Source organism: Halorubrum sp. CBA1229 (assembly GCF_003721435.2).
Classification (GTDB): Archaea; Halobacteriota; Halobacteria; order Halobacteriales; family Haloferacaceae; genus Halorubrum.
The window spans coordinates 2745056-2768958 of record NZ_CP054585.1 but is presented as its reverse complement, the minus strand read 5'-3'; the positions used below and the strand labels follow the sequence as shown (position 1 = coordinate 2768958).

23 protein-coding genes and 2 tRNA genes are annotated in these 23903 nt (G+C 70.2%); 11 read left to right on the top strand and 14 right to left on the bottom strand.

Features of this window, described 5'->3' with window-relative positions:
* Window positions 1–20 precede the first annotated feature (20 nt).
* The 3 genes from Hrr1229_RS13975 to Hrr1229_RS13965 form a co-directional block, all read right to left on the bottom strand.
* Entirely contained in the window at window positions 21–722 is a 702-nt protein-coding gene (locus tag Hrr1229_RS13975; protein ID WP_123112333.1) for a helix-turn-helix domain-containing protein, read from the bottom strand.
* 153 nt (window positions 723–875) lie between these two features.
* Window positions 876–2501 (bottom strand): AMP-binding protein, encoded by a 1626-nt coding sequence (locus Hrr1229_RS13970; RefSeq protein WP_123112334.1) that lies wholly within the window; start codon window positions 2499–2501, stop codon window positions 876–878.
* A 1-nt stretch (window position 2502) separates the two neighbouring features.
* Window positions 2503–3309 (bottom strand): alpha/beta fold hydrolase, encoded by an 807-nt coding sequence (locus Hrr1229_RS13965; RefSeq protein ID WP_123112335.1) that lies wholly within the window; start codon window positions 3307–3309, stop codon window positions 2503–2505.
* 193 nt (window positions 3310–3502) lie between these two features.
* Between Hrr1229_RS13965 and Hrr1229_RS13960 the strand changes: the two genes are divergently transcribed.
* The 4 genes from Hrr1229_RS13960 to Hrr1229_RS13945 all read left to right on the top strand — a co-directional run bounded on the left by Hrr1229_RS13960 (window position 3503) and on the right by Hrr1229_RS13945 (window position 6372).
* Window positions 3503–3613, top strand: a tRNA-Glu gene (locus tag Hrr1229_RS13960).
* 94 nt (window positions 3614–3707) lie between these two features.
* Window positions 3708–4886, top strand: coding sequence for a cystathionine gamma-synthase (locus tag Hrr1229_RS13955; protein WP_123112336.1), 1179 nt, complete (start codon window positions 3708–3710; stop codon window positions 4884–4886).
* Window positions 4887–4977: 91 nt separating this feature from the next.
* Window positions 4978–5925, top strand: a complete 948-nt coding sequence (locus Hrr1229_RS13950; protein ID WP_123112337.1) for a D-2-hydroxyacid dehydrogenase — start codon at window positions 4978–4980, stop codon at window positions 5923–5925.
* A 255-nt stretch (window positions 5926–6180) separates the two neighbouring features.
* On the top strand, window positions 6181–6372 hold the full coding sequence (locus Hrr1229_RS13945) for a hypothetical protein (protein WP_123112338.1): 192 nt from the start codon (window positions 6181–6183) through the stop codon (window positions 6370–6372).
* 126 nt (window positions 6373–6498) lie between these two features.
* Here Hrr1229_RS13945 and Hrr1229_RS13940 read toward each other — a convergent pair whose 3' ends face one another.
* Window positions 6499–7065, bottom strand: coding sequence for a peptidylprolyl isomerase (locus Hrr1229_RS13940; protein WP_123112339.1), 567 nt, complete (start codon window positions 7063–7065; stop codon window positions 6499–6501).
* A 142-nt stretch (window positions 7066–7207) separates the two neighbouring features.
* Between Hrr1229_RS13940 and Hrr1229_RS13935 the strand changes: the two genes are divergently transcribed.
* Window positions 7208–7720 carry a universal stress protein gene (locus Hrr1229_RS13935; protein ID WP_123112340.1) on the top strand — a complete coding sequence of 171 codons (513 nt, stop codon included), beginning with the start codon at window positions 7208–7210 and terminating at the stop codon, window positions 7718–7720.
* Window positions 7717–8670 carry a tRNA pseudouridine(38-40) synthase TruA gene (gene truA / locus Hrr1229_RS13930; protein WP_123112341.1) on the top strand — a complete coding sequence of 318 codons (954 nt, stop codon included), beginning with the start codon at window positions 7717–7719 and terminating at the stop codon, window positions 8668–8670. Before Hrr1229_RS13935 ends, truA begins: the two co-directional genes overlap by 4 nt.
* Before the next feature lie 10 nt (window positions 8671–8680).
* Here truA and Hrr1229_RS13925 read toward each other — a convergent pair whose 3' ends face one another.
* Window positions 8681–9211, bottom strand: a complete 531-nt coding sequence (locus tag Hrr1229_RS13925; protein ID WP_123112342.1) for an Rrf2 family transcriptional regulator — start codon at window positions 9209–9211, stop codon at window positions 8681–8683.
* A 418-nt stretch (window positions 9212–9629) separates the two neighbouring features.
* Here Hrr1229_RS13925 and Hrr1229_RS13920 point away from each other — a divergent pair, with 418 nt between their 5' ends.
* A complete protein-coding gene (locus tag Hrr1229_RS13920; protein ID WP_255212514.1) occupies window positions 9630–10637 on the top strand; it encodes an NAD+ synthase in 1008 nt (335 codons plus the stop codon).
* Window positions 10638–10664: 27 nt separating this feature from the next.
* Here the strand turns inward: Hrr1229_RS13920 and Hrr1229_RS13915 are convergent, their stop codons facing one another.
* Entirely contained in the window at window positions 10665–12146 is a 1482-nt protein-coding gene (locus Hrr1229_RS13915) for a M28 family metallopeptidase (RefSeq protein WP_123112343.1), read from the bottom strand.
* A 174-nt stretch (window positions 12147–12320) separates the two neighbouring features.
* On the bottom strand, window positions 12321–13568 hold the full coding sequence (locus tag Hrr1229_RS13910) for a glycosyltransferase family 2 protein (protein ID WP_123112344.1): 1248 nt from the start codon (window positions 13566–13568) through the stop codon (window positions 12321–12323).
* 350 nt (window positions 13569–13918) lie between these two features.
* On the opposite strand from Hrr1229_RS13910, the gene Hrr1229_RS13905 reads away from it, so the two are divergent.
* Window positions 13919–13989: transfer RNA gene (locus tag Hrr1229_RS13905), tRNA-Gly, on the top strand.
* Between the two features lie 247 nt (window positions 13990–14236).
* On the opposite strand, the gene Hrr1229_RS13900 is transcribed toward Hrr1229_RS13905, so the two are convergent.
* From Hrr1229_RS13900 to Hrr1229_RS13890, 3 genes are read right to left on the bottom strand one after another with little or no spacing between them, the layout of a single operon-like run.
* On the bottom strand, window positions 14237–14728 hold the full coding sequence (locus Hrr1229_RS13900; protein WP_123112345.1) for a hypothetical protein: 492 nt from the start codon (window positions 14726–14728) through the stop codon (window positions 14237–14239).
* A gap of 44 nt (window positions 14729–14772) precedes the next feature.
* The gene (locus Hrr1229_RS13895; protein ID WP_123112346.1) at window positions 14773–15192 is read right to left on the bottom strand and encodes a hypothetical protein; all 420 of its coding nucleotides are present in this window, start codon (window positions 15190–15192) and stop codon (window positions 14773–14775) included.
* A gap of 58 nt (window positions 15193–15250) precedes the next feature.
* A complete protein-coding gene (locus Hrr1229_RS13890) occupies window positions 15251–16681 on the bottom strand; it encodes a KaiC domain-containing protein (RefSeq protein ID WP_123112347.1) in 1431 nt (476 codons plus the stop codon).
* A gap of 121 nt (window positions 16682–16802) precedes the next feature.
* On the opposite strand from Hrr1229_RS13890, the gene Hrr1229_RS13885 reads away from it, so the two are divergent.
* Both Hrr1229_RS13885 and Hrr1229_RS13880 read left to right on the top strand, forming a co-directional pair.
* Window positions 16803–17630: an NAD(+)/NADH kinase gene (locus Hrr1229_RS13885; RefSeq protein ID WP_123112348.1), complete on the top strand. Its 828-nt coding sequence runs from the start codon at window positions 16803–16805 to the stop codon at window positions 17628–17630.
* A 77-nt stretch (window positions 17631–17707) separates the two neighbouring features.
* The gene (locus Hrr1229_RS13880; RefSeq protein WP_123112349.1) at window positions 17708–18385 is read left to right on the top strand and encodes a VTT domain-containing protein; all 678 of its coding nucleotides are present in this window, start codon (window positions 17708–17710) and stop codon (window positions 18383–18385) included.
* A 444-nt stretch (window positions 18386–18829) separates the two neighbouring features.
* On the opposite strand, the gene Hrr1229_RS13875 is transcribed toward Hrr1229_RS13880, so the two are convergent.
* The 3 genes from Hrr1229_RS13875 to aspS form a co-directional block, all read right to left on the bottom strand.
* A complete protein-coding gene (locus Hrr1229_RS13875; RefSeq protein WP_123112350.1) occupies window positions 18830–19528 on the bottom strand; it encodes a DUF4382 domain-containing protein in 699 nt (232 codons plus the stop codon).
* A gap of 1 nt (window position 19529) precedes the next feature.
* The gene (locus tag Hrr1229_RS13870; RefSeq protein WP_123112351.1) at window positions 19530–19841 is read right to left on the bottom strand and encodes a hypothetical protein; all 312 of its coding nucleotides are present in this window, start codon (window positions 19839–19841) and stop codon (window positions 19530–19532) included.
* Between the two features lie 200 nt (window positions 19842–20041).
* Window positions 20042–21346: an aspartate--tRNA(Asn) ligase gene (gene aspS / locus Hrr1229_RS13865; RefSeq protein WP_123112352.1), complete on the bottom strand. Its 1305-nt coding sequence runs from the start codon at window positions 21344–21346 to the stop codon at window positions 20042–20044.
* Window positions 21347–21894: 548 nt separating this feature from the next.
* Here aspS and Hrr1229_RS13860 point away from each other — a divergent pair.
* Window positions 21895–22236: a hypothetical protein gene (locus Hrr1229_RS13860; RefSeq protein WP_123112353.1), complete on the top strand. Its 342-nt coding sequence runs from the start codon at window positions 21895–21897 to the stop codon at window positions 22234–22236.
* A 69-nt stretch (window positions 22237–22305) separates the two neighbouring features.
* On the opposite strand, the gene larC is transcribed toward Hrr1229_RS13860, so the two are convergent.
* Window positions 22306–23706: a nickel pincer cofactor biosynthesis protein LarC gene (larC, locus tag Hrr1229_RS13855; RefSeq protein WP_123112354.1), complete on the bottom strand. Its 1401-nt coding sequence runs from the start codon at window positions 23704–23706 to the stop codon at window positions 22306–22308.
* Window positions 23707–23903: the final 197 nt, after the last annotated feature.

Genomic DNA, 23903 nt, shown 5'->3' with positions numbered 1-23903 from the left:
CGTGGACCGCGATTCCCGGGTCAGTTCATCCGGTCGAGCGCCTGCACGACGCTGCGGAGCAGCTTCTTCTCCCCGCGCCGCATGTTCTTCGAGACCGCCGCCGTCGACACGTCGAACTCGTCGGCGAGCGTCGAGAGGGTCGCCTCGCGGGGCGACTCGAAGTAGCCGGCGTCCGCGGCCGTCTCGATGGTGTCGCGCTCGACGTCGGTGAGGTCGCGACAGGCGTCGAGCATCGTGGAGGCGGCGTTCGCGTTGCGCATGGTGTCGAACAGCGACTCCATCGCCAGCTTCGACCGGTCCTCGACGACGAACTCGTTGCCCTTCTCTAAGTCGTGGAGCGCCGCCTCCGTGGTCGCCTCGTCGTCGAAGCCGACCTGCCACTGTTCGGAGCCGTTCGCGATCCGGAACGGGCCCGTGATGTAGCCGCCGTGGTCGGTGATCGTCGACATCGCGTTCGTCTCCTCGATGACGGTCCGGATGATCGCTGTCCCGTCCCGCTTCGAGAACAGCTTGTACTCCGCCATGTTCTCGTGGTCGCGGAGCGTCGAGAGCCCCTCTCCAAGCTCGTAGCGGTCGGGGGACTCCACGAGCAGCCGGGTCTCCAGCTGTTCGGCCGCCGTGTCGAGCTGCCAGTGCATCGCGGAGAACCCGACGTCGTGGTCCGCGGAGGTGTCGATGAACGGGCAGTCGAACTGCTCCATGTCCATCGTGACGTCGATCATGGCCCCTCCTTATCTTCTACATATATAACGGTTGTTCCTTAGAAAAACGCTCGCGGCGCAAAGCGACCGAAAACACCGATCTCGGGGCCGAGCGTCCGATCTTGGAGCGAGCGTCCAATCTTGGGGCGAGTGTCCGATCTCGGCGACCGCAGGTCACTTCCCGAACCGGTCTTTGATCGCGGTCCGGTCGATCTTCGACGGACCCGAGGTCGGCATCTCGTCGACGAACGCGAGCTCCTTCGGCACCGCGTACCGGGCGACGCGGGAGGCGAGGTGCGAGCGCAGGTCGTCGAGCGTGAGCGACTCGTCGCCGACGAGAACCGCCTTCCCGACCGTTCCCCACTCGTCGCTCGGGACGCCGATCACGACGGCCTCCTCGATCCCCGGGTGGTCGGTGAGCGCGTCCTCCACGCGGGGCGGGTAGACGTTCTCGCCGCCGGAGACGAACATGTTCTTCTTCCGGCCCTCGATGTGGTAGTAGCCGTCCGCGTCGACGCGGGCGAGGTCGCCCGTCGACACCCAGTCGCCGAACGTCTCCGCCGTCTCCTCGGCGTTGTTCCAGTACCGGTCCGCCGCCGCGGGCCCGGCCAGCTCCAGCTCGCCGACCGTCCCGGACGGGACCGGACCGTCTTCGTCGACGACGCGCGCGTCGACCGCGAGCGCGGGGACGCCGACGCTGGCGGTCTTCTCCGGCGGGAAGCCGTCGGGCATCGCGAAGTTGTTCGGGCCGCACTCGGTGAGTCCGTACCCCTGCGAGATCTCGACGCCGCGGTCGCGCCACGCGTCGATCACGCTCTCGCGGCACGGGCCGCCCCCGCTCTTGACGAACCGCAGCGAGGAGAGGTCGGTCTCCGCCCACTCGTCGTGGCGGGCCATCATCCGGAGCACCGCCGGAACCGCGACGAGGGTCGTCGCGTCCTCCCGCTCGACGTCGGCGAGGACGCGGCCGGGATCGACCTCGGGGCTCAACAGGATCCGCGCGCCCATCTGGAGGAAGGGGACGGTGAGCACGTTCCACCCGCCGGTGTGGAACATCGGGAACACCATCGGCGTCACGTCGTCCTCGCGGAGCCCCCACGCCGTGATCGTGTTGAACGCGTTCCAGCGGATCGCGCCGTGGCTGATCACCGTCTCCTTCGGCGTCCCCGTCGAGCCGCCGGTGTGGAGGAAGAGGTGCGGGTCGGCGAGCGAGACCGCGGCGGTCTCGACCGGCGAGCCGTCGTCGGGGAGGTCGTCGCCGAGCGTGCGCCACGCGCTGTCCCCGTCGGTCGCGATCGCCCGGACCGGCGGCTCGACGTCGGCGCGCTCTAAGGCGTCGACGGCGTCGCCCTCGAACGGCGTCTCGACCGCGAGCAGCGCGGGGTCGACGTCGCCGAGGACCGCCGCGAGCTCGCGCTCCGCGAGGCGGTGGGAGAGGGGGGCCAACACCGCCCCGACCTTCGCCGTCGCGAAGAAGAGGTCGAGCAGCTCCACGCGGTTCCGCGAGACCACCGCGACGCGGTCCCCGCTCCCGACGTCGACGTCGCGAAGGAACCGTGCGGTGCGGTTGGCGCGCTCGTCGAGCTCGGCGTACGTGTACTCCTCGCCCGCGGCCGTGTCCGTGACGGCGACCCGGTCGGGCGAGAGCCGCGCTCGGCGCGCCGACAGCGACCCGACCCACTCGTAGGCGCGGTCGCCGTGCGGGTGTGGTCGGGGATCGACCGCACCGCCGGCGTCGTCGCCGTCGGGCGCGTCGCCTCGGCCGCGAGCGCCGTCGGCCCCGGGCGTGTCGTCCGACATCTCAGGCGACCCCGTCGAGGAACGACCGGATCCTGCCGTCGACGCTCTCTCGCTCCTCGATGAAGAAGAGGTGCGGGCCGCCGTCGACTCGTTCGACCGTCGCGTGCGGCAGGAGCTCGGCCAGCAGGTCCGCGTTCCCGACCGGGAGCACCCGGTCGGCGGTGCCGTGGAGCACCAGCGTCGGGACCGAGAGCTCGCCGAGTCGGTCCGTCGCGTCGAACGCGGCGACCGCGGCGGCCTGCGCCTCCCGGCCCGCCGGCGTCGCGTCGCCCGCCAGCCGCCACTCGACGATCCGGTCGACGAGCTCGGACTCGCGCTCGTAGAAGTCGTCGCTCACCGCGGGCTCCATCAGGTATCGGACCCGCTCTTTCGGGCCCGCGTCCTCGGGCGCCGAGAAGATGTGCTCCCGCACGTCGGGGGGCATCTCGGGGGCGTCGTCGCCGCCGGGCGACGTACACAGCAGGGTCAGCGAGGCGACCCGGTCGTCGGTCAGCGCGAGCTCTTGGGCGATCATCCCGCCCATCGAAGCCCCGCAGACGTGGACACGGTCGACGCCGTGGTCGTCGAGGACGGCCTGCGCGTCGGCGGCCATCTCGTCGATCGAGTACGGCCCCTCGGGCACGTCCGAGTCGCCGGTCCCCCGGTTGTCGGGCCGAAGGACCTCGTACCCGTCCGCGAGGTCCTCGGTCAGCCACCGCCACATCCAGCGACCGTACCCCAATCCCTCCAGCAGGAGCACCGTCGGCCCGTCGCTCGTCCCGTCGACGGCGTAGTCGATCCCAACGCCGTCGCGTGTCGCTCTCGGCATGCCCATACCGAAGACGCCACGGCGCATCAACCCGCACGTTAACGTTTCAACCACCCCACCGGTATCCGGCGAACGCCGCACTTCGGGCTCGGCGTCGACACGGGAGAACCCGGAGACTGGACCCCTGTCGAGCCGTCCCACGGTGCGGGGAGTTGAGAAGAGTTAAATCGGATGCGGCACAAGCGGGAATCGCGCTCGGTTGGTGTAGTCCGGCCAATCATGTTGGCCTTTCGACGGATTCGGCGCGACGCCGCGCCGGTTCGGAAGTCAGCCGACGACCAGGGTTCAAATCCCTGACCGAGCACTTCTCACACACCTACGCCGCCAGCGGCGGCGTCGTCCTCGCGACCGCCGCGTCGAAGGGGAAGAATCACCACGCTCGCCGACGAGGCTCCGGTATGAGCGACGACCCCGAAGGCGACGACCACCGCCGCTTCGAGACCCGCGCGATCCACGCGGGACAGGAGCCCGACCCCGAGACCGGCGCGCTGATGACGCCGATCCACGCGAACTCCACGTACAAACAGGACGCGCCGGGCGACCATCGCGGCTACGAGTACAGCCGGACCGGGAACCCGACCCGGACCGACTTAGAGGCGAACCTCGCGTCGCTGGAGTCGGGGAGTCACGCGCGCTGCTTCTCCTCGGGGATGGCCGCGATAAACACCGTGCTGAACCTGCTGTCGGCGGGCGACCACGTCGTCGCCGGCGACGACGTGTACGGCGGCACCCACCGCATCCTCACGCAGGTGTACGACGAGTACGATATCGACACCAGCTTCGTCGACACGACCGACCACGACGCGGTCCGGGCGGCGTTGCGCGAGGAGACGGAGCTCGTGTGGGTGGAGACGCCGACGAACCCGCTGATGAACGTCAACGACATCGGCGCGCTCGCGGACATCGCGCACGAGCACGACGCGCTCTGCGCGGTCGACAACACGTTCGCGACGCCGTACCTCCAGCGCCCGCTCGAACACGGCGCCGACATCGTCTCGCAGTCGCTGACGAAGTACCTCGGGGGCCACTCCGACACGATCGGCGGCGCGCTGATCGTTGACGACGAGGAGCTCGACGAGCGGCTCGGCTTCTACCAGAACTCGGTGGGCGCGACGCCCGGGCCGTTCGACTCGTTCCTCGTGCTCCGCGGGACGAAGACGCTCCCGGTGCGGATGGACCGCCACTGCGAGAACGCGATGGAGCTCGCGGAGTGGCTGGAGGACCACGACGACGTGAGCCGGGTCTACTACCCCGGGCTGGAGAGCCACCCGGACCACGAGCTCGCGGCCGAGCAGATGAACGCCTTCGGCGGGATGCTGTCGTTCGAGTTCGACGGGAGCCTCGACCAGGCGTCGACGGTCGTGAGCGAGACCGAGGTGTTCACGCTCGCGGAGTCGCTCGGCGGCGTCGAGAGCCTCATCGAGCAGCCGGCCGCGATGACCCACGCCGCGATCCCGCGCGAGGAGCGCCTCGCGGCCGGGCTCACGGACGGGCTCATCCGCGTCTCCGTCGGCCTCGAACACGTCGACGACATGAAGGCCGACCTGCAGGCCGCGTTCGACGCCGCCTCGGAGTAACGGGAGCGAGCCGCCGACTCGTCCCGTCTCGAAGCCGGCACCCTTCGCCGCACGGGCACCCTTTATAACGGTTGCGCCGAGTGGCGTCGCCATGAGCGATCCAGACGTACTCGTGTTGCGACAGACGATCCACGGCTCGGACGCGTCGGACCTCGTCGCGTCGCTCCGCGAGCGGCTCCCCGACCAAGAGATCGGGCTGGCGCGGACGCCGGCGGAGGAGCGCGAGCTGATCGCGACCGCTCGCGTCGCCGTCGGGCTTCACATCGACGAGGAGCTGCTGGCCGCCGCCGAGGAGCTCGAGCTGTTCGCCTGCGTCTTCGCCGGGACCGGCCACCTCCCGAGCGACGCCCTCGCGGACCGCGGCGTCGCCGTGACGAACGCCTCGGGCGTCCACGGGCCGAACATCGCCGAGTACGTCGTCGGATCGATGATCACTCACGCCCGCCAGTGGCCGCGCGCGCACCGGCAGAAGGCGGAGCGCGAGTGGCGCACCTACGAGACGACCGAGGTGTACGGCTCGACGGTCGCGGTCGTCGGCCTCGGCGCAATCGGGCGGACGGTCCTCGACCGCCTGAAATCCTTCGACGTCGACACGGTCGGGGTTCGGTACTCTCCGGAAAAAGGCGGCCCGGCCGACGCGGTGTACGGCTTCGACGAGTTCCACGAGGCGATCGCCGACGCGGAGTACGTGGTGATCGCCTGCCCGCTCACGGAGACGACGCGGGGAATGGTCGACGCGGAGGCGCTCAAGACGATGCGCGCCGACGCCGTCCTGATAAACATCGCGCGCGGGCCCATCGTCGATACCGACGCGCTCGTCTCCTCGCTCCGGAACAGCCGGATTCGCGGGGCCGCGCTCGACGTGACTGACCCCGAACCGCTGCCCGAGGACCACCCGCTGTGGGGGCTCGGCAACGTCACGATCACCCCGCACAACGCGGGCCACACCCCGCACTACTACGACCGCGTCGCCGACATCCTCGCCGGCAACCTCGACCGGCTCGAAAGCGGCGAGGAGCTCGAGAACCGGGTGGTGTGAGCAGGTGACATAGACGGTCACGTATCCCAGACGGTCACGTAGCAACGCGTCCCTCGCGCTCGACCGATCCCGTCGACCGCGCCTCCCTCGCGCTCGGACGCGGGCGACGCGGTTCGACTTGCGCGCCTCGGCGGCCACGGAGCGCGAAGCGGTCGCTCGCTGACTGGCGCGAACTTACCACGACGGGGTTACCAACTCCGCCGAACACGATCATTAGCAAGCATTATACGTCAGTTGCGTCCAAACTATCGGTCGATGCACGGTGAGTCCCTCCAGCGGCTCGCGATTCTGTTGGGCGTGATCGCTTGCTTCGGAGCGATCCGGATCTACGGACAGGGGTTCGGCTACGTCTGGCCGTATACGGCCCTCATATGGATCTCGGGGATCGTCGGAGTGTACGGATTACACCGGTCCCGCGAAGAGCGTCTCGCTCGGGAAGACGCCTGACCGCGAATTCGCTCGATGACAGGCGTGAGCGAAGCCGGGCGTCTCGAACGAATCCGAGCCGAAGTGTCCGTCTACTGAGAGCGTCGACGGCCCTCTTTATTTATAAAAAAACTCCGCGAACGCGCTTTACTCGTCGACCGTGACGCCTTCGATCTCGACCGCGTCGCGGGGCTCGTCGCGGCGGTCGGTCGGTACCGAGCCGATCTCCTCGACGACGTCCATCCCGTCGATGACCTGTCCGAAGACGGCGTGCTTGCCGTCGAGGTGCGGGGTCGCGTCGAGCGTGATGAAGAACTGCGAGCCGTTCGTGTCTGGGCCGGAGTTCGCCATCGAGAGGATGCCGGGACCGTCGTGGGTGAGGTCGTCGTGGAACTCGTCGTCGAACTGGTAGCCGGGGCCGCCGCGGCCGTTCTCCTGCGGGTCGCCGCCCTGGATCATGAAGTCCTCGATGACGCGGTGGAAGACGTTCCCCTCGTACAGCGAGTCGCCCCGGACCTCGCCGCTCTCGGGGTCCTCCCACGTGTTCGTGTCGCGCGCGGGGTCGGCGTCCGCGGCGGGGTCGTGCCGCGCCAGCCCGAGGAAGTTCTCCACCGTCTTCGGGGCGCGGTCGGCGAACAGCTCGACGACGACGTCGCCGTGATTCGTCCGGAGCGTCACCTGCGGGTTGTCGGGGTTGGAAACCGCTCGTGCCATGTCACCGTGGACGGACGCGCGCCGGAAAACCCTACCCATCCGCGTCGTACCCGTCTGCGTCTACCGTCCGTGTCGGCGTGGGCGACGCCGACCGCTCTCGCGCGCCGGTATCGTTTTGCACCCGGGCCGAGCAGTGTTACGTATGTACGATGATATCCTCCTGCCCGTCGCGCCCGGAAGCGAAGCGAACGACGCGGTGCCGCACGCGGCCAGCCTCGCCGAGCGCTACGACGCGACCGTTCACGTCGTGAGCGCGGTCGACACGCTGGCGGAGACGCTCCGCGGGCCGCAGGCCGGCGCGTTCGCCGAGCGCATCGAGACCGCGGCGCAGAACCGCGTCGAGACGGTGACCGCGGAGCTGGAGGCCGCCGGCGTCGACGTCGTCGGTTACGTCCGTCAGGGCGAGCCCGCCGACGTCATCGAAGACGCCATCACCGACCTCGGGGTCGACATCGTCGTGATGCCGAGCCACACCCGCAGCGGCCTCCGCCGGGTCCTCCTCGGCAGCGTCACCGAGAAGGTGGTCCGCCTCTCCCCCGTTCCCGTGGTCACCGTGCCGATAGCCGACGAGACGCCCGAGGAGGCGGCGGAAGCGGAGCCCGAGACAAGCGAAGACTCCGACGAGGGCGACGGGTCGACCGAAGACGAGGCGTGACCGCGACCCGCGCGTTCCGGGTCGCGTACGACGGCCGCGAGTTCGCCGGCTTCCAGCGCCAGCCCCACGCGACGACCATCGAGGGGACCCTGCTGCGGGCGCTCGCGAACCACGGGATCCTCGACCGCGGCGACGGGCCGACGCACGCGACGCCGCCCGGCTACGCGGCCGCGGGCCGGACCGACGCCGGGGTTTCGGCCGTCGCCCAGACGGTCTCGTTCGAGGCACCGGAATGGCTCACGCCGCGGGCGTTCAACGGGCACCTCCCCGGCTCGGTGCGGGTCTGGGCGGCCGCGGACGTCCGCGACGGATTCCACGCGACCCACGACGCCGACCGGCGAACCTACAGGTATCACCTCTATGCGCCGGAGGCGGGAGCCCCCTCGGCGGACCCGGCCCACGCCGTGGACGACGTGCGCGTCCGCGACGCCCTCGATCGGCTCTCGGGGCGCCACGACTTCCACAACCTGACGAGCGACGACGCGGGAACCGTTCGGGACCTGACCGCGACCGCGACCCGGGACGACGACCTGCTCGTGCTCGAGGTCGCCGCCGACGGCTTCCCGCGCGCGCTCGTCCGTCGCCTCGTCGCCGCGGTCCGGGCAGTCGGCCGCGGACAGACTGATTTGTCGCGAATCGACCGCCTGCTCGACTCGGATCCGGTGCCGGGCGAGATCGGCGTCGGGCCCGCGCCGCCCGAGCCGCTGGTGCTGTGGGACGTCGCGTACGAGGGAGTCTCGTTCGATGTCGATCGGGAGGCCGCCGAGAGCGCCCGCGTCGCCTTCGGAGAGCGGTATCGGACCGCCCGCGACGTCGCCGCCGCGACGGGAGCGATCCGCGATCGGGTCGCGACCGGCTATCGGAGAGAGCCCGGCGAGCGGGGCGACGGCGATGACGGGAGGCCCGTCGACGACGGCAACGATGGTGCCGACGGCGACGCCGCTTTTTAAATTCCCGCGGTCACGTGGCGGCGTCCGCGGGGGTCTCCATGCCCTGGATGCGCAACAGGAGGGTGTTGCCGTCGACGTTCGTGGCGTCGACGACGCCCGAGAGTCGCAGGCCGGCCGCCGGGGTCGGACCCACGGTGACGTGATCGCCCGCTTCGAACGGGCTGACCGGACCGCGGATCACGAGCTCGGCGCGGCAGAGCTCGGGGTTCGCGACGCTCGAGAGGTCGATCTCCTCGACGTTGACCCCCTCTACCGGGTCGCCCTCGACCGCGACCGGCGTGGACTCCGCGTCGTCCATCCGCTCGACGCCGAGGGTGTCGTAGGCGCCGTCGGTGGGCACGTAGCCGCCGTCGGGACCGGGAACGCCCTCGACTAACCGGAGGTCCCGGAGGCTCTGCATCCGGTTCCGAACCGTGCCGGGGTTCCGGTTTATCGACTCGGCGATCTCCCGCCCGGACACCGGCCGGTCGGCGTTCTCCGCGAGGTTCACGAGCGCGGTGAGCACGCGCTTCTGGCTCGACGTGAGCTGTATCGCTGACATGGACAAACGGTGACTATTGTACTGGATAAACGTTTGGCTATACCGGACTTATATTCTTAATATAGGCATCTTAGGGAGTTCTAATTGAGAACCTATGTCTTTTTCCCAAAAAACACTACATTCGGATTCTAGACGTGCCTTTTCGAACGCTCAGTTTATATATCGGACACTTATCCCCGTTTTAGTTGCGTCTCGTCAAACGATATTCGAGAAAATAGTAAATACATCGTGGAATACGCATTATTCCTTATACACTTGGCACCGTGAGTATTTATCCGTGCGCTCGGAAGCGACGGGTAACTCATGAACCGTCGAACCGGCGGTCGACCGCGGCCGCATCGCCGCCGAGCCGCGGTGACGGATCGCGTCACGCGGTGGAGTCGGAGACCGACGATCGGAGCCAACGGGGGACCGACCGATGGATGAGCGCGGGTCCCCGGCGTTCGACGGCGACTCGCTGACCGAACGCGAAGCGGTCGGGGTCGCCGCGGGCGCCCGCGACGGAGCCGAAGCGACCGACGGCTCGGTCGCCGACGGCGCGGCCGACGCCGCGATCGTCGACGAGATCCTCACCGAGGGGCCGACCGGCGACGACGGCCCCGTCGATCGGGGGCTCGCCCCGGGCGACCCCGTCGTCGAGCGCGAGCGCGTCCGGACGTTCATCGAGTCCTCGATCGGGGCCGCAGACGCCGACGGGGTCGTGGTCAACATGAGCGGCGGCCTCGACTCCACGGTGACGGCGGCGCTCGCCGTCGAGGCTCTCGGCGCCGACCGCGTGTACGGGCTGATACTCCCGTGTAACAAGGTCGGAGCGCACCACGCGCGCGACGCGGAAGCGCTCGCGGACGCGCTCGGGATCGAGCACGACACGGTGCACCTCCACTCGCTGTTCGCGCAGTTCGGCGCGGTCGCCCCGGACCGCTTCGACCTCCACGACGAGCCGATCCTGTCCGGCAACGCAGTCGCGCGGCTCCGGATGACGCTCGCGTACCTCGCCGCCAACGCGACGAACCGCCTCGTCTGCGGGACGTCGAACCGGAGCGAGCTGCTGCTCGGCTACTTCACGAAACACGGCGACGGCGGCGCGGACGTGCATCCGATCGGGCACCTGTACAAGACCGAGGTCCGCGCGCTCGCGTCCGAGCTCGACGTGCCGGAGTTCGTCGTCGAGAAGCCGCCGACCGCGGGGTTCCTCCCGGGACAGCGCGACGCCGACGACCTCGGCGCCCCGTACGACGTGATCGACCGCGTGCTCCGGCTCGGCGTCGACCGCGGGCTCGACGCCGCGACGATCGCGGAGCGCCTGTCGGGGGAGGACGCCGACACCGAGATCGACGAGGAGACCGTCGACGATCTGCTCGCGCGACACCGCGCCACGGACCACAAGCGCTCGACGCCGGCCGTCCCGACCGGCCGCGGGCGATAGCGGCCGGACCCCCGCGGTCGACTCGCGCTACTCCCAGTTCTCGGGCCAGAGGTCGGCCGCGCGCATCCCCGTCTCGAAGTCGGCGTCGCGGAACTCGCCGACGAGACGGTCCCGGCCGAGCCGGGGCACGTCGCGCTCGCCGGCCGCGAACTCGCGGACGAGCAGCGCCGTCAGCATCGCGTGCTCCCGGATGTTGCGGTCGTCGACCTTGTCCCGGGTGTCGGCGTGCGTGTGCCCCCAGCCCCGGCCGCGATCGCCGGAGTCGCTGTGGAGCTGGAGCGCCGGCACCCCGCGCCGGACGAACGGCCACTGGTCGGAGAACGGGTGGGGCTCGGCGTCCACCGCGATCGGGTGGCGGGTCGCCGCCGACACCGACTTCGCGATCGAGGCGGCGGCGTCGGAGGCGTGCGCGAGCGCGACGAGGTTCCGGTGGCGCCCCGCGCCGTCGACGTTGATCACGCCTCGAACCCGGTCGAGGTCGACCGTCTCGGCCAGGTGCTCCGCGCCGAGCAGACCGACCTCCTCGGCCCCGACAGCGACGACATCGACGCCGATCGGGAGCTCCGCCTCCGTCAGGATCCCCGCCGCGGTCGCGACGGTGGCGATCCCGCAGCCGTTGTCGAGCGCCCCCTCCGCGACGTCGTGGCCGTCGTAGTGGGCGATCAGCAGGAGCCGCTCGTCAGTGTCCGGCCCGACGCGCCCGACGACGTTCCGGCTCTCGCCGGGGGCGGTCGTCGCTTCGACCGCGAGCTCGGCCTCGGCGGTCGCGTCGGTCGCGCCGCGCGCCTCGGCCGCGTCGCGCCCGCTCCCCGCGACGCCCCCGCTCCCCGCAACGCCCCCGCCGACCGCGTACTCGCGGAGCCACGCGCCGGTCTCCTTCGAGACGCCGACGGCGACCGCGTCGGCCTCCCCGCCGAACGTCAGCGAGCCGGTCGGCGGGAGCTGGCCGTCGAGGTGGTTGACGAAAATAAACCCGACCGCGCCCGCGTCGATCGCATACCCGAACTTCTCCATGCGGTGGACGAACCGCCCGCCCGACGGCGTCGTCGTCGAGGCGACGACGATCCGATCCTCGACGTCGCGCTCGTCGACCTCGGCGGGGGTGCCGTACCCGACGTCGACGAGCTCGCCCGCGACCGCGCCCGCCGGCGAGTACGGGAGCGCGATCGACTCGAACTCGCGGGCGGTCTCCCCGCCGGCCCGGTCCGGGACTCGGACCCGGAGCTCCGCGCTCCCGCGCTCCCACGCGTCGAGTCCGAAGGCGTCGGTGTCGACGTCGGCGACGCCCGCGCGCTCGAACGCCTCCGCGACGACCGCCGCCGCGCGGCGCTCTCCGTCGCTCCCGGCCATGCGGCTCCCGATCGCGGTGAGATCGGTGAGGAGGCGCCACGGCTCGTCGTCGGTCCACGCCCGTCCGAGCGCCGGGGCGAGCGCGGCGCGTCGCTCGCGGACGCGCTCGACGGCCTCGGGATCGGCGGCCACGTCGGTTCCGGTCGGCTGTGAGTGCATGGAAACGTGTCCGTCGGCGGGCGGTTAAGCGTGTGCCTCCCGGCACCCGAAATACGCCATGAGAACGGCGACAGATCCGCCGGACCAAGCACCGTTGGCCTGGTTAATGCAGGGTACTGTCCCGCGCACGGCGACCGCAATCGCTCGGCCGGAGGTCAGCGTCGGACTGACGCGTCACTCGCCCCCCACCTTCGACGTCACGCGGAACGTCTCCGGCGGGTTGAGGATCCCCGCGACCGTCCCCATGGAGTGGATGACGGTGATCACCGGTGCCAGCGGGAGCGCGAGCGCCCACTGACGGTGGTCATCGCCGTAGTAGACGACGCCCAGGAGGAACCAACCGAGGGTACACAGCGCCAGCCCCATGGACGCCGCGAAGAACAGCCCGCTGTACGCGATCGTCACGCTCAGGAGCGACAGCGGCACGACGAGCAGCGTGACGATCGGCGAGAGCGCCCAGGCGTAGTTCCGCAGACGGGTCAGCAGCTCGTACCGCAGCGGGAGCATCGTCGACGCCTGCACGTTGCCGGCCGCCCAGCGGCGGCGCTGCTGCAGGATCTCGTACAGCGAGGGCGGCGCCTCGTTCCGGCAGACGGCGTCCGCCAGCGCGAACGTCACGTCGAACTCCTGGAAGGCCGCCCAGACGAAGGCGGTGTCCTCGACGAGCGTCTCGCGGTCCCACGTCGTCCTCTCTTCGACCTCCGTCCGAACCGCGATACCGCCGCCCCACGCGAACAGCGGGATCGAGAGGCGCGCGAACGCGCGTTGCTCGTACTGCACGCCCATCCGGTAGACGTCGGCCAGATAGCTCAGATTCGACCCCGTACGGCGCGGCTTCTCGCGGAGCTGGACGATATCCGCGTCCGGAAGCCCGTTGAGCGACTCGATAATGCTGTCCTCGTCGAGGTACAGCACGAACTCCTTCTGACACGTCAGGGCCTGCCGTGCCCACTCCTGTGCGCGGCCCTTCCGGACCGCCCGACTCGTGAACTCGTCCGGGACGACGTGGACCGTCGCCCCCGTCACGTCGATGGCCGATTCCGCGACGACGTGGACGTCGTCGAGCCCCTCGGGCAGGGAGTCGACGGTCTCCTGAACCACGTCGGCGGCGTCGACGGTCATGATCCGGACCTGCATCTCCTCGAGCCCGTACTCGTTCGGGGGCGTCTCGTAGCCCGCGCCGACGACCGTCGTGAGAACGAACCACACGAGCGCGGTGGCCCCGAAGAGCAGCGTCACGCCCCACAGGGTGACGCCGAACAGCGACGCGAGGCCGCCGTCGAGGACGATGGTGGTCGTCGCCTGCGCCTGAGCCGGAGCGCTCCCCGGGCCAGACAGTACCGTCGGCGCGAACAGCGTCGCCGCACCGCCCACGAGGAGCGCTAGCGTAACCGCGACCAGTCCGATACGTTCCGTGTTCATCGTGTCTCCCCCTGGCTCCTCTACCCCTATGAACCGTCCAAACGCTGGCCCGGAGTTCAGCCGTTTTTCGGTCGAGTTGGCGGTTTTAATCCGGTGTAATCCAACTTAATCGGGTGACTGCGGTACGATGGTGACTGATCGCACGTGAACTGCTAGCACCCTCCGTCTATCGCGGAAATATCGTCTCACGGCCCGGTCGCAGTCCCGCGCGCACCGTCCCGCGGGCCGGTACCGAAGACCGGACCTCTCTCACTGATGCGGAAGCGGGCGCGTGATCCGCGGACGCGAACGGTCCTGACCACCGTCCAAAACGCTATGTTAAAGTGCAGCCAAACGGACGTTCCGATAGGGCACCGTTGGTCCAGTGGTAGGACATTAGCTTCCCAAGCTAATAGCCCGGGTTCAATTCCCGGACGGTGCATTTCTCGAACGTAGTGAGAGAAATCACCGGACGGAATTGAACCCTGGAAGTCGCAGCCCGGAACGGTCGAGCGAAGCGAGACCGCAGCCCCGGAACGTCTTCCTCTGGTTCAATTCCCGGACGGTGCACTCCCTTCGATCGTGCACCGTCCGTTGTCACGCTCGCTCCGCTCGCGTGACTCCCGGACGGTGCAGTTCTCGAACGCAGTTAGGATCACGGACGAGGTATTCGGCCGTGTCGCCATCGGTCAGCGATCGGTGTCGGACCGGACGACGGCGTCGCAGAACCGCGAGATGCCGGCGTCGCAGTCGGGCGTGTCGATAGCGTCGCGTTGAACTCGGAGCGTGGCGCGGACGTCCGCACCGGCTTCCCGGAGCGTCGAGACGATCCGTCGCAGATACCGCTCCTCGTCGAACCCGCCGTACGTCAGAAAGACGCCCGTCGGGCAGCCCTCGAGGGAGGCCCGCCGGAGAAACTCCGTGAACGGCGGACACGAGAGCGTCCACTTCGGCGTGCCGAGGAAGACCGCGTCGTACTCGCGGAGGTCCGTTTGGATCGGTTCGATGGGAACGCTCGATCCGGGGACGGCCGAGCGGAGGAGCCAGTCGGCGTATCTGCGTTCTTCCGCCGGTCGAATCCGGTTGACCGTTGCCTCGGAGAATCGCTCGGCGACCGTCTCGGCGATGCTCCGCGTGGTACCGGTCCGAGAGTAGTACGCGATACAGACGTTTGGTGGCAACAGGTGTCTCTCGGCGTCGCCGCAGTTAAACGGATCGTAGCCGATCAGTCGCGTTGTCCGGCTAACACCCGCCGGAGGCCGTACTCCACGCCGCCCGCGGCCAGCGCCGCGCCGAGCACGACGACCCACGCGATCAGGTACCAGCCGAACGGCGTGGGATCGACCGGGGTGGGAGTCACGTCCGGAGCGACGTACACGGACCACGTCCCGTACGCCGACGCGGCGAGCGCGGCGGCGACGGCGACCGACGGGGCCACGAGTCGGGTCTCGACCAGAATCGCGACCGGGACCGCTCCGAGCAACAGACCGCCGACGGCGACGTACCCCGAGAAGGGAGAGAGGCCGACTGAGAATCCGAACCAGTCGGCGAGCGCGCAGGCGACGGTCAGGTGAGCAAGGCCGGCGAGCAGACCGCTTCCGAGTGCTCGACGGGAGGGATGCAGTGCCGCGATCGCGGGGGACATGCCGATCCGTTGCGCGATGCGGTTTATAAAGCCATTCCGCTGTACGCGAACGCGTCCGTCAGAAGATGTTCGCCTGCCCGTACACGGAGATCCCGCTTTCGGTGATCTCGTACGGCTTCGTCTCCCGGGAGTGGTTCGCGTCGCGGATCTTCTGGATCTCGACCGCGAGCCGCGTCTCGCGGAAGTCCGAGCCGCGGATGTACTGGAGCACGAACACCGCGTCGGTGAGGTACTCGACGATCCCGTGTCTGGAGGCGTAGGGGTTCTCCTCGCTGGCCTCGGAGGTGAGCAGCGTCGTCACGCCGGCGTTTTTCAGCGACCGGGTGAAGCCGAACACCTCCGAGCGCCGCTTCGCCGGGTGGTCGTACATCATCTCCAGGAGCGAGACGGAGTCCAGCACCAGCCGGTCGGCGTCGAACTCGGCGATCAGCCGGACGAGGTCGTTCCGGATCGACGCGAGCGAGTTCGCCATCTCGATGGGGTCGATGGCGACCACGGCGAGTCGGTCCTCGTCGGCGTGCTCGCGGAACGACCAGCCCTTCTCCGTCGCGGTCGAGAGGATCGATTCGCGCGTCTGCTCCAGCGTGATGTAGATCCCCTTTCGGTCGGATTCGAGCGCCTCGTTGAGGAACTGGAGCGCGAACGTCGTCTTCCCGGTCCCCGCCCCGCCGATGACGGAGAGCAGGGAGCGACGCGGGACCCCGCCGAGGATCATGTCGTCGAGCCCCTCGATCCCGACGTCGGTGCGCTCGATCGTCGACTCGAACTCGTCCGGGTCGACGTCGAACTCCGGCTCGCCGCCGCCCGCGTCGCCCACGTCGCCCGGTCCGCCGCCCCCACCGAACTCGCCGAAGCCGAAGTCGTCCGACGATCCCCCCGCGGAGTTCCGGTAGCCGCCGAACGGGTCGTCCTCGCCGAACGAGCCGCCGCCGAAGGGGTCTCCCCCGCCTCCCGACCCGCCGAAGGGGTCGTCCTCGCCGCCTTCTGACCCGCCGAACGGGTCCTCACCGCCATCGCCCGTTTCGGACGAGCCGGCGCCGTCGAAATCGAGACCGCCGGAGTCGCCCTCGCCGAAGTCTGGGCCCCCGGAGTCGCCCTCGCCGAAGTCTGGGCCCCCGGAGTCGCCCTCGCCGAGGTCAGTGCCGCCGAACGACCCGCCAGCGTCGTCGCCGAACCCGTTTCCGAGGTCCTCCTCGGCCGGCGCTTCGGTGGAACTCTCACCGCCGGGCGAACCACCGCCGAACGGGTCGTCATCGCCGAACGAACCGCCGCCGAAGCGATCGCCCTCGGTGCCTTCGTCGCTGTCGTCTCCGTCGGCCGTGCCGTCGTGTTGCCGGCTTTCGCCGTCGTCCGTCTCCGCTTCGCGGTCGGCCTCTCCGGTCTTCGGATCGCCGCCCTCGGCGTCGTCCGTCTCACCGTCGGCCGAGCGGTCGGACTCCCCGTCGAGGTCGCGCAGCGCGCGCTCGAACCAGTCGTCCTCCTCGCTCATCGTCCCAGTCGGCCGTTGGCGGTCGACATGTATCCGGCAACGCGGGCGGTGGGCTTGAAACTTTCCGGAAGCCGTGGTCGAAGTCCGCATCCTTTTGTCCGGCGGCGAGAACGCGAGACACATGGAGATCGGCATCGTTGCGCGGAAGGGGAGCGAGCGCGCGGAGAGCCTCGCGGCGGAGCTGCGCGACGCGGTCGTCGCCGCCGGGGAGTCGGTCTGGCTCGACGCGGAAACCGCCGACGCGCTCGGCGAGGGCGACCGCGGGCGGTCGGTCGACGCGCTCGCCGACGCGGACCTCGCCGTGGTGGTCGGCGGGGACGGGACGTTCCTCTTCGCCGCGCGCAACGCCGGCGACACTCCCATCGTCGGCGTCAACCTCGGCGAGGTCGGCTTCCTCAACGCCGTCCCCCCGGCGGACGCCGAGGAGGCCGTGCTCGCCGAGGTCTCGGCGTTCGGTCGCGGCGAGCTGGACGTCCGGGAGGCGCCGCGGCTCGCGGCGCGGGCGGGCGACTGGACGTCGGTGCCGGCGGCGAACGAGGTCGTGATCCAGAGCGACCGCCGCGGCCCCGGCGCGGGCGTCGACTACGAGGTGCGCGTCGACGGGAGCCGCTACTCCGGCGGCCACGCCGACGGCGTGCTCGTCGCGACGCCGACCGGCTCGACCGCCTACAACCTCTCCGAGCGGGGCCCCCTCGTCGGCCCGGGAGTGAGTGGGCTCGTCGTGAACGAGATGGCCGCCGACGAAGGGATGCCCCCGCTCGTCGTCGACGTCGACGCCGCGGTCACGGTGGCGGTCGAGGGCGTCGACGAGGCGGTCGTCGTCAGCGACGGGCGCAACGAGACGACGCTGGAGGCGCCCGTCGAGGTAACCGTCGAGCGGACGACGCCGCCGATGCGGATCGCCGGCCCGCCGTCCGACTTCTTCGAGGCGCTTGGAAAGCTCTCCTGAGAGCGACGAGGCCGGCAGCGACGCCCGCGGCGACGCCGGCCCACAAAGCGTTTATTCCCCGGAGCGAACCGTCGGCTGTGAACCGCCGGTTCGTCCTGCTCGGATACGTCGCCGCGGGCGTCGCCGTCACGGTCGCGGCGGCCGTCGCGTGGCTCGCCTCGCCCGAGGCCGTCCTCGGGCGGCTCTCGCTGCTCGCCGATAACCCGATCCGATACGGCGTCGCGCTGCTGGCGCTGACGGCCGTCAGGCCCCTCCTAGCGTGGCCGACGACGCTGCTCGCGGTGGCCGTCGGGTTCGGGTACGGCTGGGCCGGCGTCCCGCTCGGCGTCGCTCTTTTGGTCGCGACGGCGATCCTCCCCTACCGGCTCGCGCGGGCCGGTCGGGTCCGCGCCCGCGGCGCCTTCCGGGTCGCGGACCGCCTCTGCGACGCCGGCGAGCGACTGGCGACGGCGGCCGGCGGCGTCCGGGCCGTGGCTGCCACTCGGCTGCTTCCGATCCCCTCCGACGCGGTCTCGGTCGGGGCGGGGGCCGTGGGAATCCGCCGGCGACCGTTCCTCCTCGGGACCGCGGCGGGCGAGCTCCCGTGGGTAGTCGTCGGCGTCGCGGTCGGCGTCTCGCTCGACCGGCTCGCGGCCGGCGACCTCTCGGTCGTCGACCCGACGGTCCTCGTCGCGATGGCCGGCGTCGGGGCGCTGCTGCTCGCCGGGCCGCTGTATCGGACCTTCGTCGGAGAAGGGCCCGCGTCGACGGCGTGACCGTCTCGGCGGGCGAGAGATCGCAGCCGTCGGTGGATCGCGGCAGGGGAGTCGATCGCGGCTGCGCTGTCGGGGGAATCACAACGGCGCGGTCAGTGGATGGTTCGCAACCGCGCGGTTGGATAGTTCGCGGCTACGCTCTCGGCGGGTGGTTCGCAGCGACGCGGTCGGCAGAGGGATCGCGACTGCAGGCGGGACGTACCGACCGCCCGGACGCCAGGGGCCTCCGAACGGTCGAAACGAACCGTGTGCCTCCTGTGGGACCGATGCCGGCGTGCATTCCCCCGGTCCCCGATTCCCGGGACCGTCCCAGCCCTAACCCCGAAGCCGCGGCGGCGCCCTGAGGGGGCACCGCCCGGACACGGCTTCAACGGGGGACCGGGGTCGTCGCATCGGCGGTTTCGGCGCGAATCGATACGGACTCGCGCGGAGTTCCGTTCGCGATTACGCGTCGCCGTCGCTCTCGTTCGCGTCGTCCCCGTCGGACGCCCCGTACGTGACCTCGATCCCGCGCGGGACCGGGCGCAGGAGGTACGTGCCGTTCCCGCGCCGCACCGGCGCGAAGTCGGCGGTGAAGCTGGTCCGGGTGTTCTCACGGACCTCGAACTCCTCGTTGAACGTGAGCGGGGCGTTCCCGGGGAGGTCGATCTCGGCCTCGTCGCCGCCCTCCAAGGTACCGTCGACGTTCGAGACGTCGAGCTGGAGGAACTGGTACGTGCCGACCTCGAGCTCGCGCTCGTCGATCAGCTGCGTCTCGCCGTCCTGCAGCTGCACGAGGTCCGCCTCCTGCGACTCGTCGAACTCGAAGTACTCGCGACCCGCGGGCTCGTCCGCGTCGTCGTCTCCGTCGTCGGTCTCGTTACCGTCGGCGTCGTCGCCGTCGGTCGTGTTCCCGTCGTCCGTCTCGTTCCCCGCCGCGCCGCTCTCGGCGCCCTCGGGGCCGAGCCAGATCCCCTCGATGGTGACCACGAGCGACTCGAAGTCGCCGATGTCGGCCGGCTGGTCGGTCACGCGGGTCGCGAGCGTCCCGGTCGCCTTGCCGACGCAGCCGGCGAGACCGGCGGCCCCGAGCGCGGCGGCGCCGGTCGCCTGCAGGTAGGTTCGCCGGGAGACCGCGTCGGGGTCGGGCGCGCGGTCCGTCACGTTACGCACCCCCCTCGTCGGTCTCGCCGTCGTCGGTCTCAGCGTCGTCGCCCTCGGCGCCGTCACCGTTGCCGGCGACGTCGCTCACGGTCTCGCCGAGATCGTCAACGCCGCCCGACAGGAACTCGTTCACGTTGTTCAGGATGTCGCCGACGAAGTCGGGCACCTGGTCGGGCAGGTCGCTCGGCGGGCCGGCGTCGCCCGAGCCGTTGTCCGGACCGGGCGTCGCCGCAACGGCGCCGGCGGCCGCGCCGGTGCCGACTAATACCACCGTGGCGAGCGCCACGATCAGTGTCGTTCGGATCGCGTTCATGACGATTCGGACTCGGAGCGCTATCCCCTTTAATGGCGTACGCCGTTCAGCCCAGTTTGGTCCGAATTAACTCGGTTTAATCGCGGGGAAGCGGTTTGTCGGGGCTGATTTCTCTCCCGAAGTCGGAGACGGGTAGCAACTTATAAAGGAACGGTGGAACGACCGAGGTCGGTAGCGCGGCCGCAGGCCGGGCGACCCGCTCAGGGCTCCAGCCGGTTCGGATCGCGCGGGAACATGATCGCCTCTTTGATGTTGTCGAGATCGGCGACCTTCTGCACGAGGCGGTCGATGCCGAGCCCGTAGCCGCCGTGGGGCGGGGTGCCGAAGCTGAGCGCCTCGATGTAGAACTCGAAGTTGGCCGTCTCGACGCCCTCCTCCTCCATGACCTCGACCATGCGCCCGACGTCGTGCTCGCGCTGGCCGCCCGAGGAGAGCTCCTGTCCCTTATAAATGAGGTCGAACTTCCGGGAGGCGATCTCGTCGCCCTCGACGTCCTGCATGTAGTAGAACTTCTCGTCGGGGTAGCCGACGACGAAGAACGCGGGGTGGCCCTGCTCCTCGAAGTGCTCGCCGAGCAGCTTCTCCCCCTTCGTGTCGAGGTCGGTCGGGTCGTCCGGGAAGTGGCCGTACTCGGTCTCTAAGATGTCGAGCGCCTCGTCGAAGGTGATCCGCGGGAAGTCGTCCTCGGGCACGTCGAGGTCGACGTCGAGGAGGTCGAGCTCGCGCTCGGCGTTCTCGGCGGCCTCGCGGAGCGCGTACCGCAGCGACTCCTCCTGGACGTCCATCACGTCGTCGTGGTCCTCGATGTACGCGAGCTCGACGTCGAACATCGCGATCTCGGAGACGTGTCGGGAGGTCGCGAAGTCCTCGGCGCGGAACGCGGTCCCGGTCTCGTAGACGGCCTCGTAGCCCGAGGCCATCAGCATCTGCTTGTACAGCTGGGGGCTCTGCGAGAGGAAGGCGTCCTTGTTGTAGTAGAGGATCGGGAACAGCTCGGCGCCGCCCTCGGCGCCGCCCTTCGAGATGAGCGGCGTCTTGATGTCGACGAACCCCTCGTCGTCGAACCACTCCTCCATCGCCGTCATCAGCTTCGAGCGCAGGCTGAACACGGCGAGCGTCTCCGGCTTCCGGAGGTCGAGCGCACGGTTGTCGAGCCGGGTCGAGAGGTCGACCTCGATGTCCTTCGATATCTCGAGCGGGAGCGGGGAGTCGGCCTCGTCGATGACCTCGTACTCGGTCGGCGCGATCTCGACGCCGCCGGGGGCCTGGTCGCTCTCCAGCGGCTCGCCGACCACGCGGACCACGTATTCGGCGCCGACGTCCTGGACGGCCTCGAACAGCTCCGGCTCGCGCTCCTCCTTGAAGACGACCTGAATGAGCCCCTCGCGGTCGCGCACGATGAGGAACACGAGGCCCCCCAAATCGCGGATCTCGTGGACGTGGCCGGCGATGGCGACCTCGTCCGCGTCCGGTTCGACGTCCGACGTGTGGATTCGCTCGATCATGACGGTGGCTGCGTTACGTGTGTCTGGTCGGGCGTTCGGCATAGGCCTGTCGTCTCGCCGTCGACGGAACCCGTCGCGCGCGGCGGTCTCACCCCGCCTCCGCGCCGGTCCCTTCGACCGGACCGACCGCCGAATAAGTCGCGTGCTACCAACCCGCAACCCCGCCATAGATTTAATAACCATCCGACATATCAACCTGTCAACGGCGCACTCGCGCCGCCGGAGTCCACGCGTGACCCACTTCCGTTCCACCGCCTCGGCGTTCGCCGCCCTCGCCAGCGGCGCGCCCCTCGGCTGGAACGGCTACGGGACTCCGGGTACACGGTCCGTCCGGCCGACCGCGTAACGCGCGTCGGCTGGGGAGAGTCCCCCGCGGGACGGACCGCACCTGTCCTCTCCAGCCGCCGCCGTATCGACAGCGGAATCGCGCCGACCGCGACCGTGCCCCCTCGCGAGCGCCGACGCCGCTTCCGCCCGCGCTCCCGCGGGCGTCGAGAGCGACGCCGGCGGTCGAGGTCGCACCGCGTTCGACTCGCGGCGAGGGGCTCATGGCAGCAGCCATCCGCACGCAGACGGTGGAGGCGACGGTGACCGTCCGAGTCTCGCAGGCGGCCGGCGGCGACCTCGTCGCCGGGGCCCGTCAACAGTTAGAGCGGGTCGACGGCGTCGCCGTCGACGACCTGACGATCGCCGGCATCCAGCCGGGGCTCAACGACACCACGGTGGAGGCGGTCGCGACCCTCTCCGTCGACGGCGAGCGCCCGGTCGCGGACCCAGACAGGCGCCCGGAGACGGACGCGCCCGGCGGCGTCGCCGACCGGGTCGCGGAGCGACTGACGGACGGGTTCGGCGTGGATCCCCAGCGTGTCGAGCGCGTAGAGGGCGGATGAGCGGGACGGGGACCCGGGGACCGGACCCCCGGGCCAGCCCGAAACGGTGAGCCGGGCGACAACGGGTGGCTACTCGCCGATCTCCTCGCGAACCCGCGCCTCCGCGCGCCGGAGCACGTCCCGGATCGGCAGTCCGGCGGCCTCGGCGACCGCGGCCGCGTCGTCGTACTCGGCGCTCACGTCGTAGACGTCGCCGCCGGCGGTCGAGGCCACCTTCACCGTCACCTCGTGGTCGTCGCCGTCGATCGAGAGGGTCGCCGTCTCGAAGGCGCGCCCCGCGATCCACCGGTGGCTCGCGCTCGACTGTCGAACGCCGAGGGTGCCCGTCTCGCGGGCGAGCCGCGCCGCGACCGCCTCGGCGTCCGCGGGCTTGCAGATCACCTTCACGAGGTGCCCCGGCCGCGACTTCTTCATCGTCGTCGGAACGACGGTCACGTCGCGGGCACCGGCGCTCGCGAGGGTCTCCTGCAGCCCGCCGAGCACCTCGGGAGCGGCGTCGTCGAGGTTCGTCTCCAACACCGCGATCTCGTCGCGAACGAGCCCGTCGCCGGCCGGCTCGGTCGCGGCGTCCTCGCCGCGCTCGTCGCTCTCGCCGACGAGCGCGCGGAGCACGTTCGGGTGATCGGGAAAGGTGGCCTTCCCCGCGCCGTAGCCCGCGGCGTCGACGTCGAGGGCGGGCAGGCGGCCGACGCCCTCGGCAATCGCGGCGAGGATCGCGGCCCCGGTCGGCGTAAGCAGCTCGCGATCGACCGGGCCGCCGACCAGCGAGAAGTCGGCGCCGGCCGCGATCTCTGTCGTCGCCGGCGCGGGGACCGGGTAGACGCCGTGGCTCATCTCGACCTCGCCGCCGCCCGCGGCGACGGGAGTCGTCACGACTCGCTGGGGGTCGAGATCAGTTATCAGGAGCGCCGCTCCCACCACGTCGGCGATCGCGTCGTCCGCGCCCACCTCGTGGAAGTGCGTCTCGTCGAGGTCGGTGCCGTGGACCGACGCCTCGGCGCGGCCGAGCCGCTCGAAGGCGTCGAGCGCGAGCGACTCGACGACGTCGGGGAGCTCCATCGACTCCACGAGCGCGACAACCTCGGGGTAGCTGCGGTGGACGCCGGCGCCCTCGGCGCGCTCCGATTCGTGGTCGTGGCTGTGGTCGTGGTCGTGGCTGTGGTCGTGACCGTCGTTGTGGCTGTGGCCGTGCTCGTGGCTGTGACCCCGGTCGTGCTCCTGATCGTGGCTGTGACCGTGGTCGTCCGCGTCCTCGTTCCCAGTCGCCCCTCCGCCGTCCGCTCCGTCGAGGAGCACGTCCACGGTCGTCGCCCGGATCCCGTTCTTCGTCGTCTCTCCGACCTCGTATCGGACGGGGAGCGCGTCTTCCACGACCGAGAGGACATCGGGGTCGGCGCCGGCCGCGATCAGCGCGGCGCAGACCATGTCGCCGGCGGCGCCGGTCCGGCCGTCGAAGGCGAGCGTTCGCATGCCCGACCGGAGGCGAGCGCGGGACAAATACCTCCGGATCCGTCGACGAAGGCCGCCTCGATCTCCGGGCGCGACCGCCGCCGGATCGACGGCGAAAACGCACGCTTACGACGGCGTTTTAAGTGAGGGATTCGTATCGTGACATATGATAACACAGTTCTCTGTGCCCGCCGGTTCTCCCGGACTGGCCGGCGGCA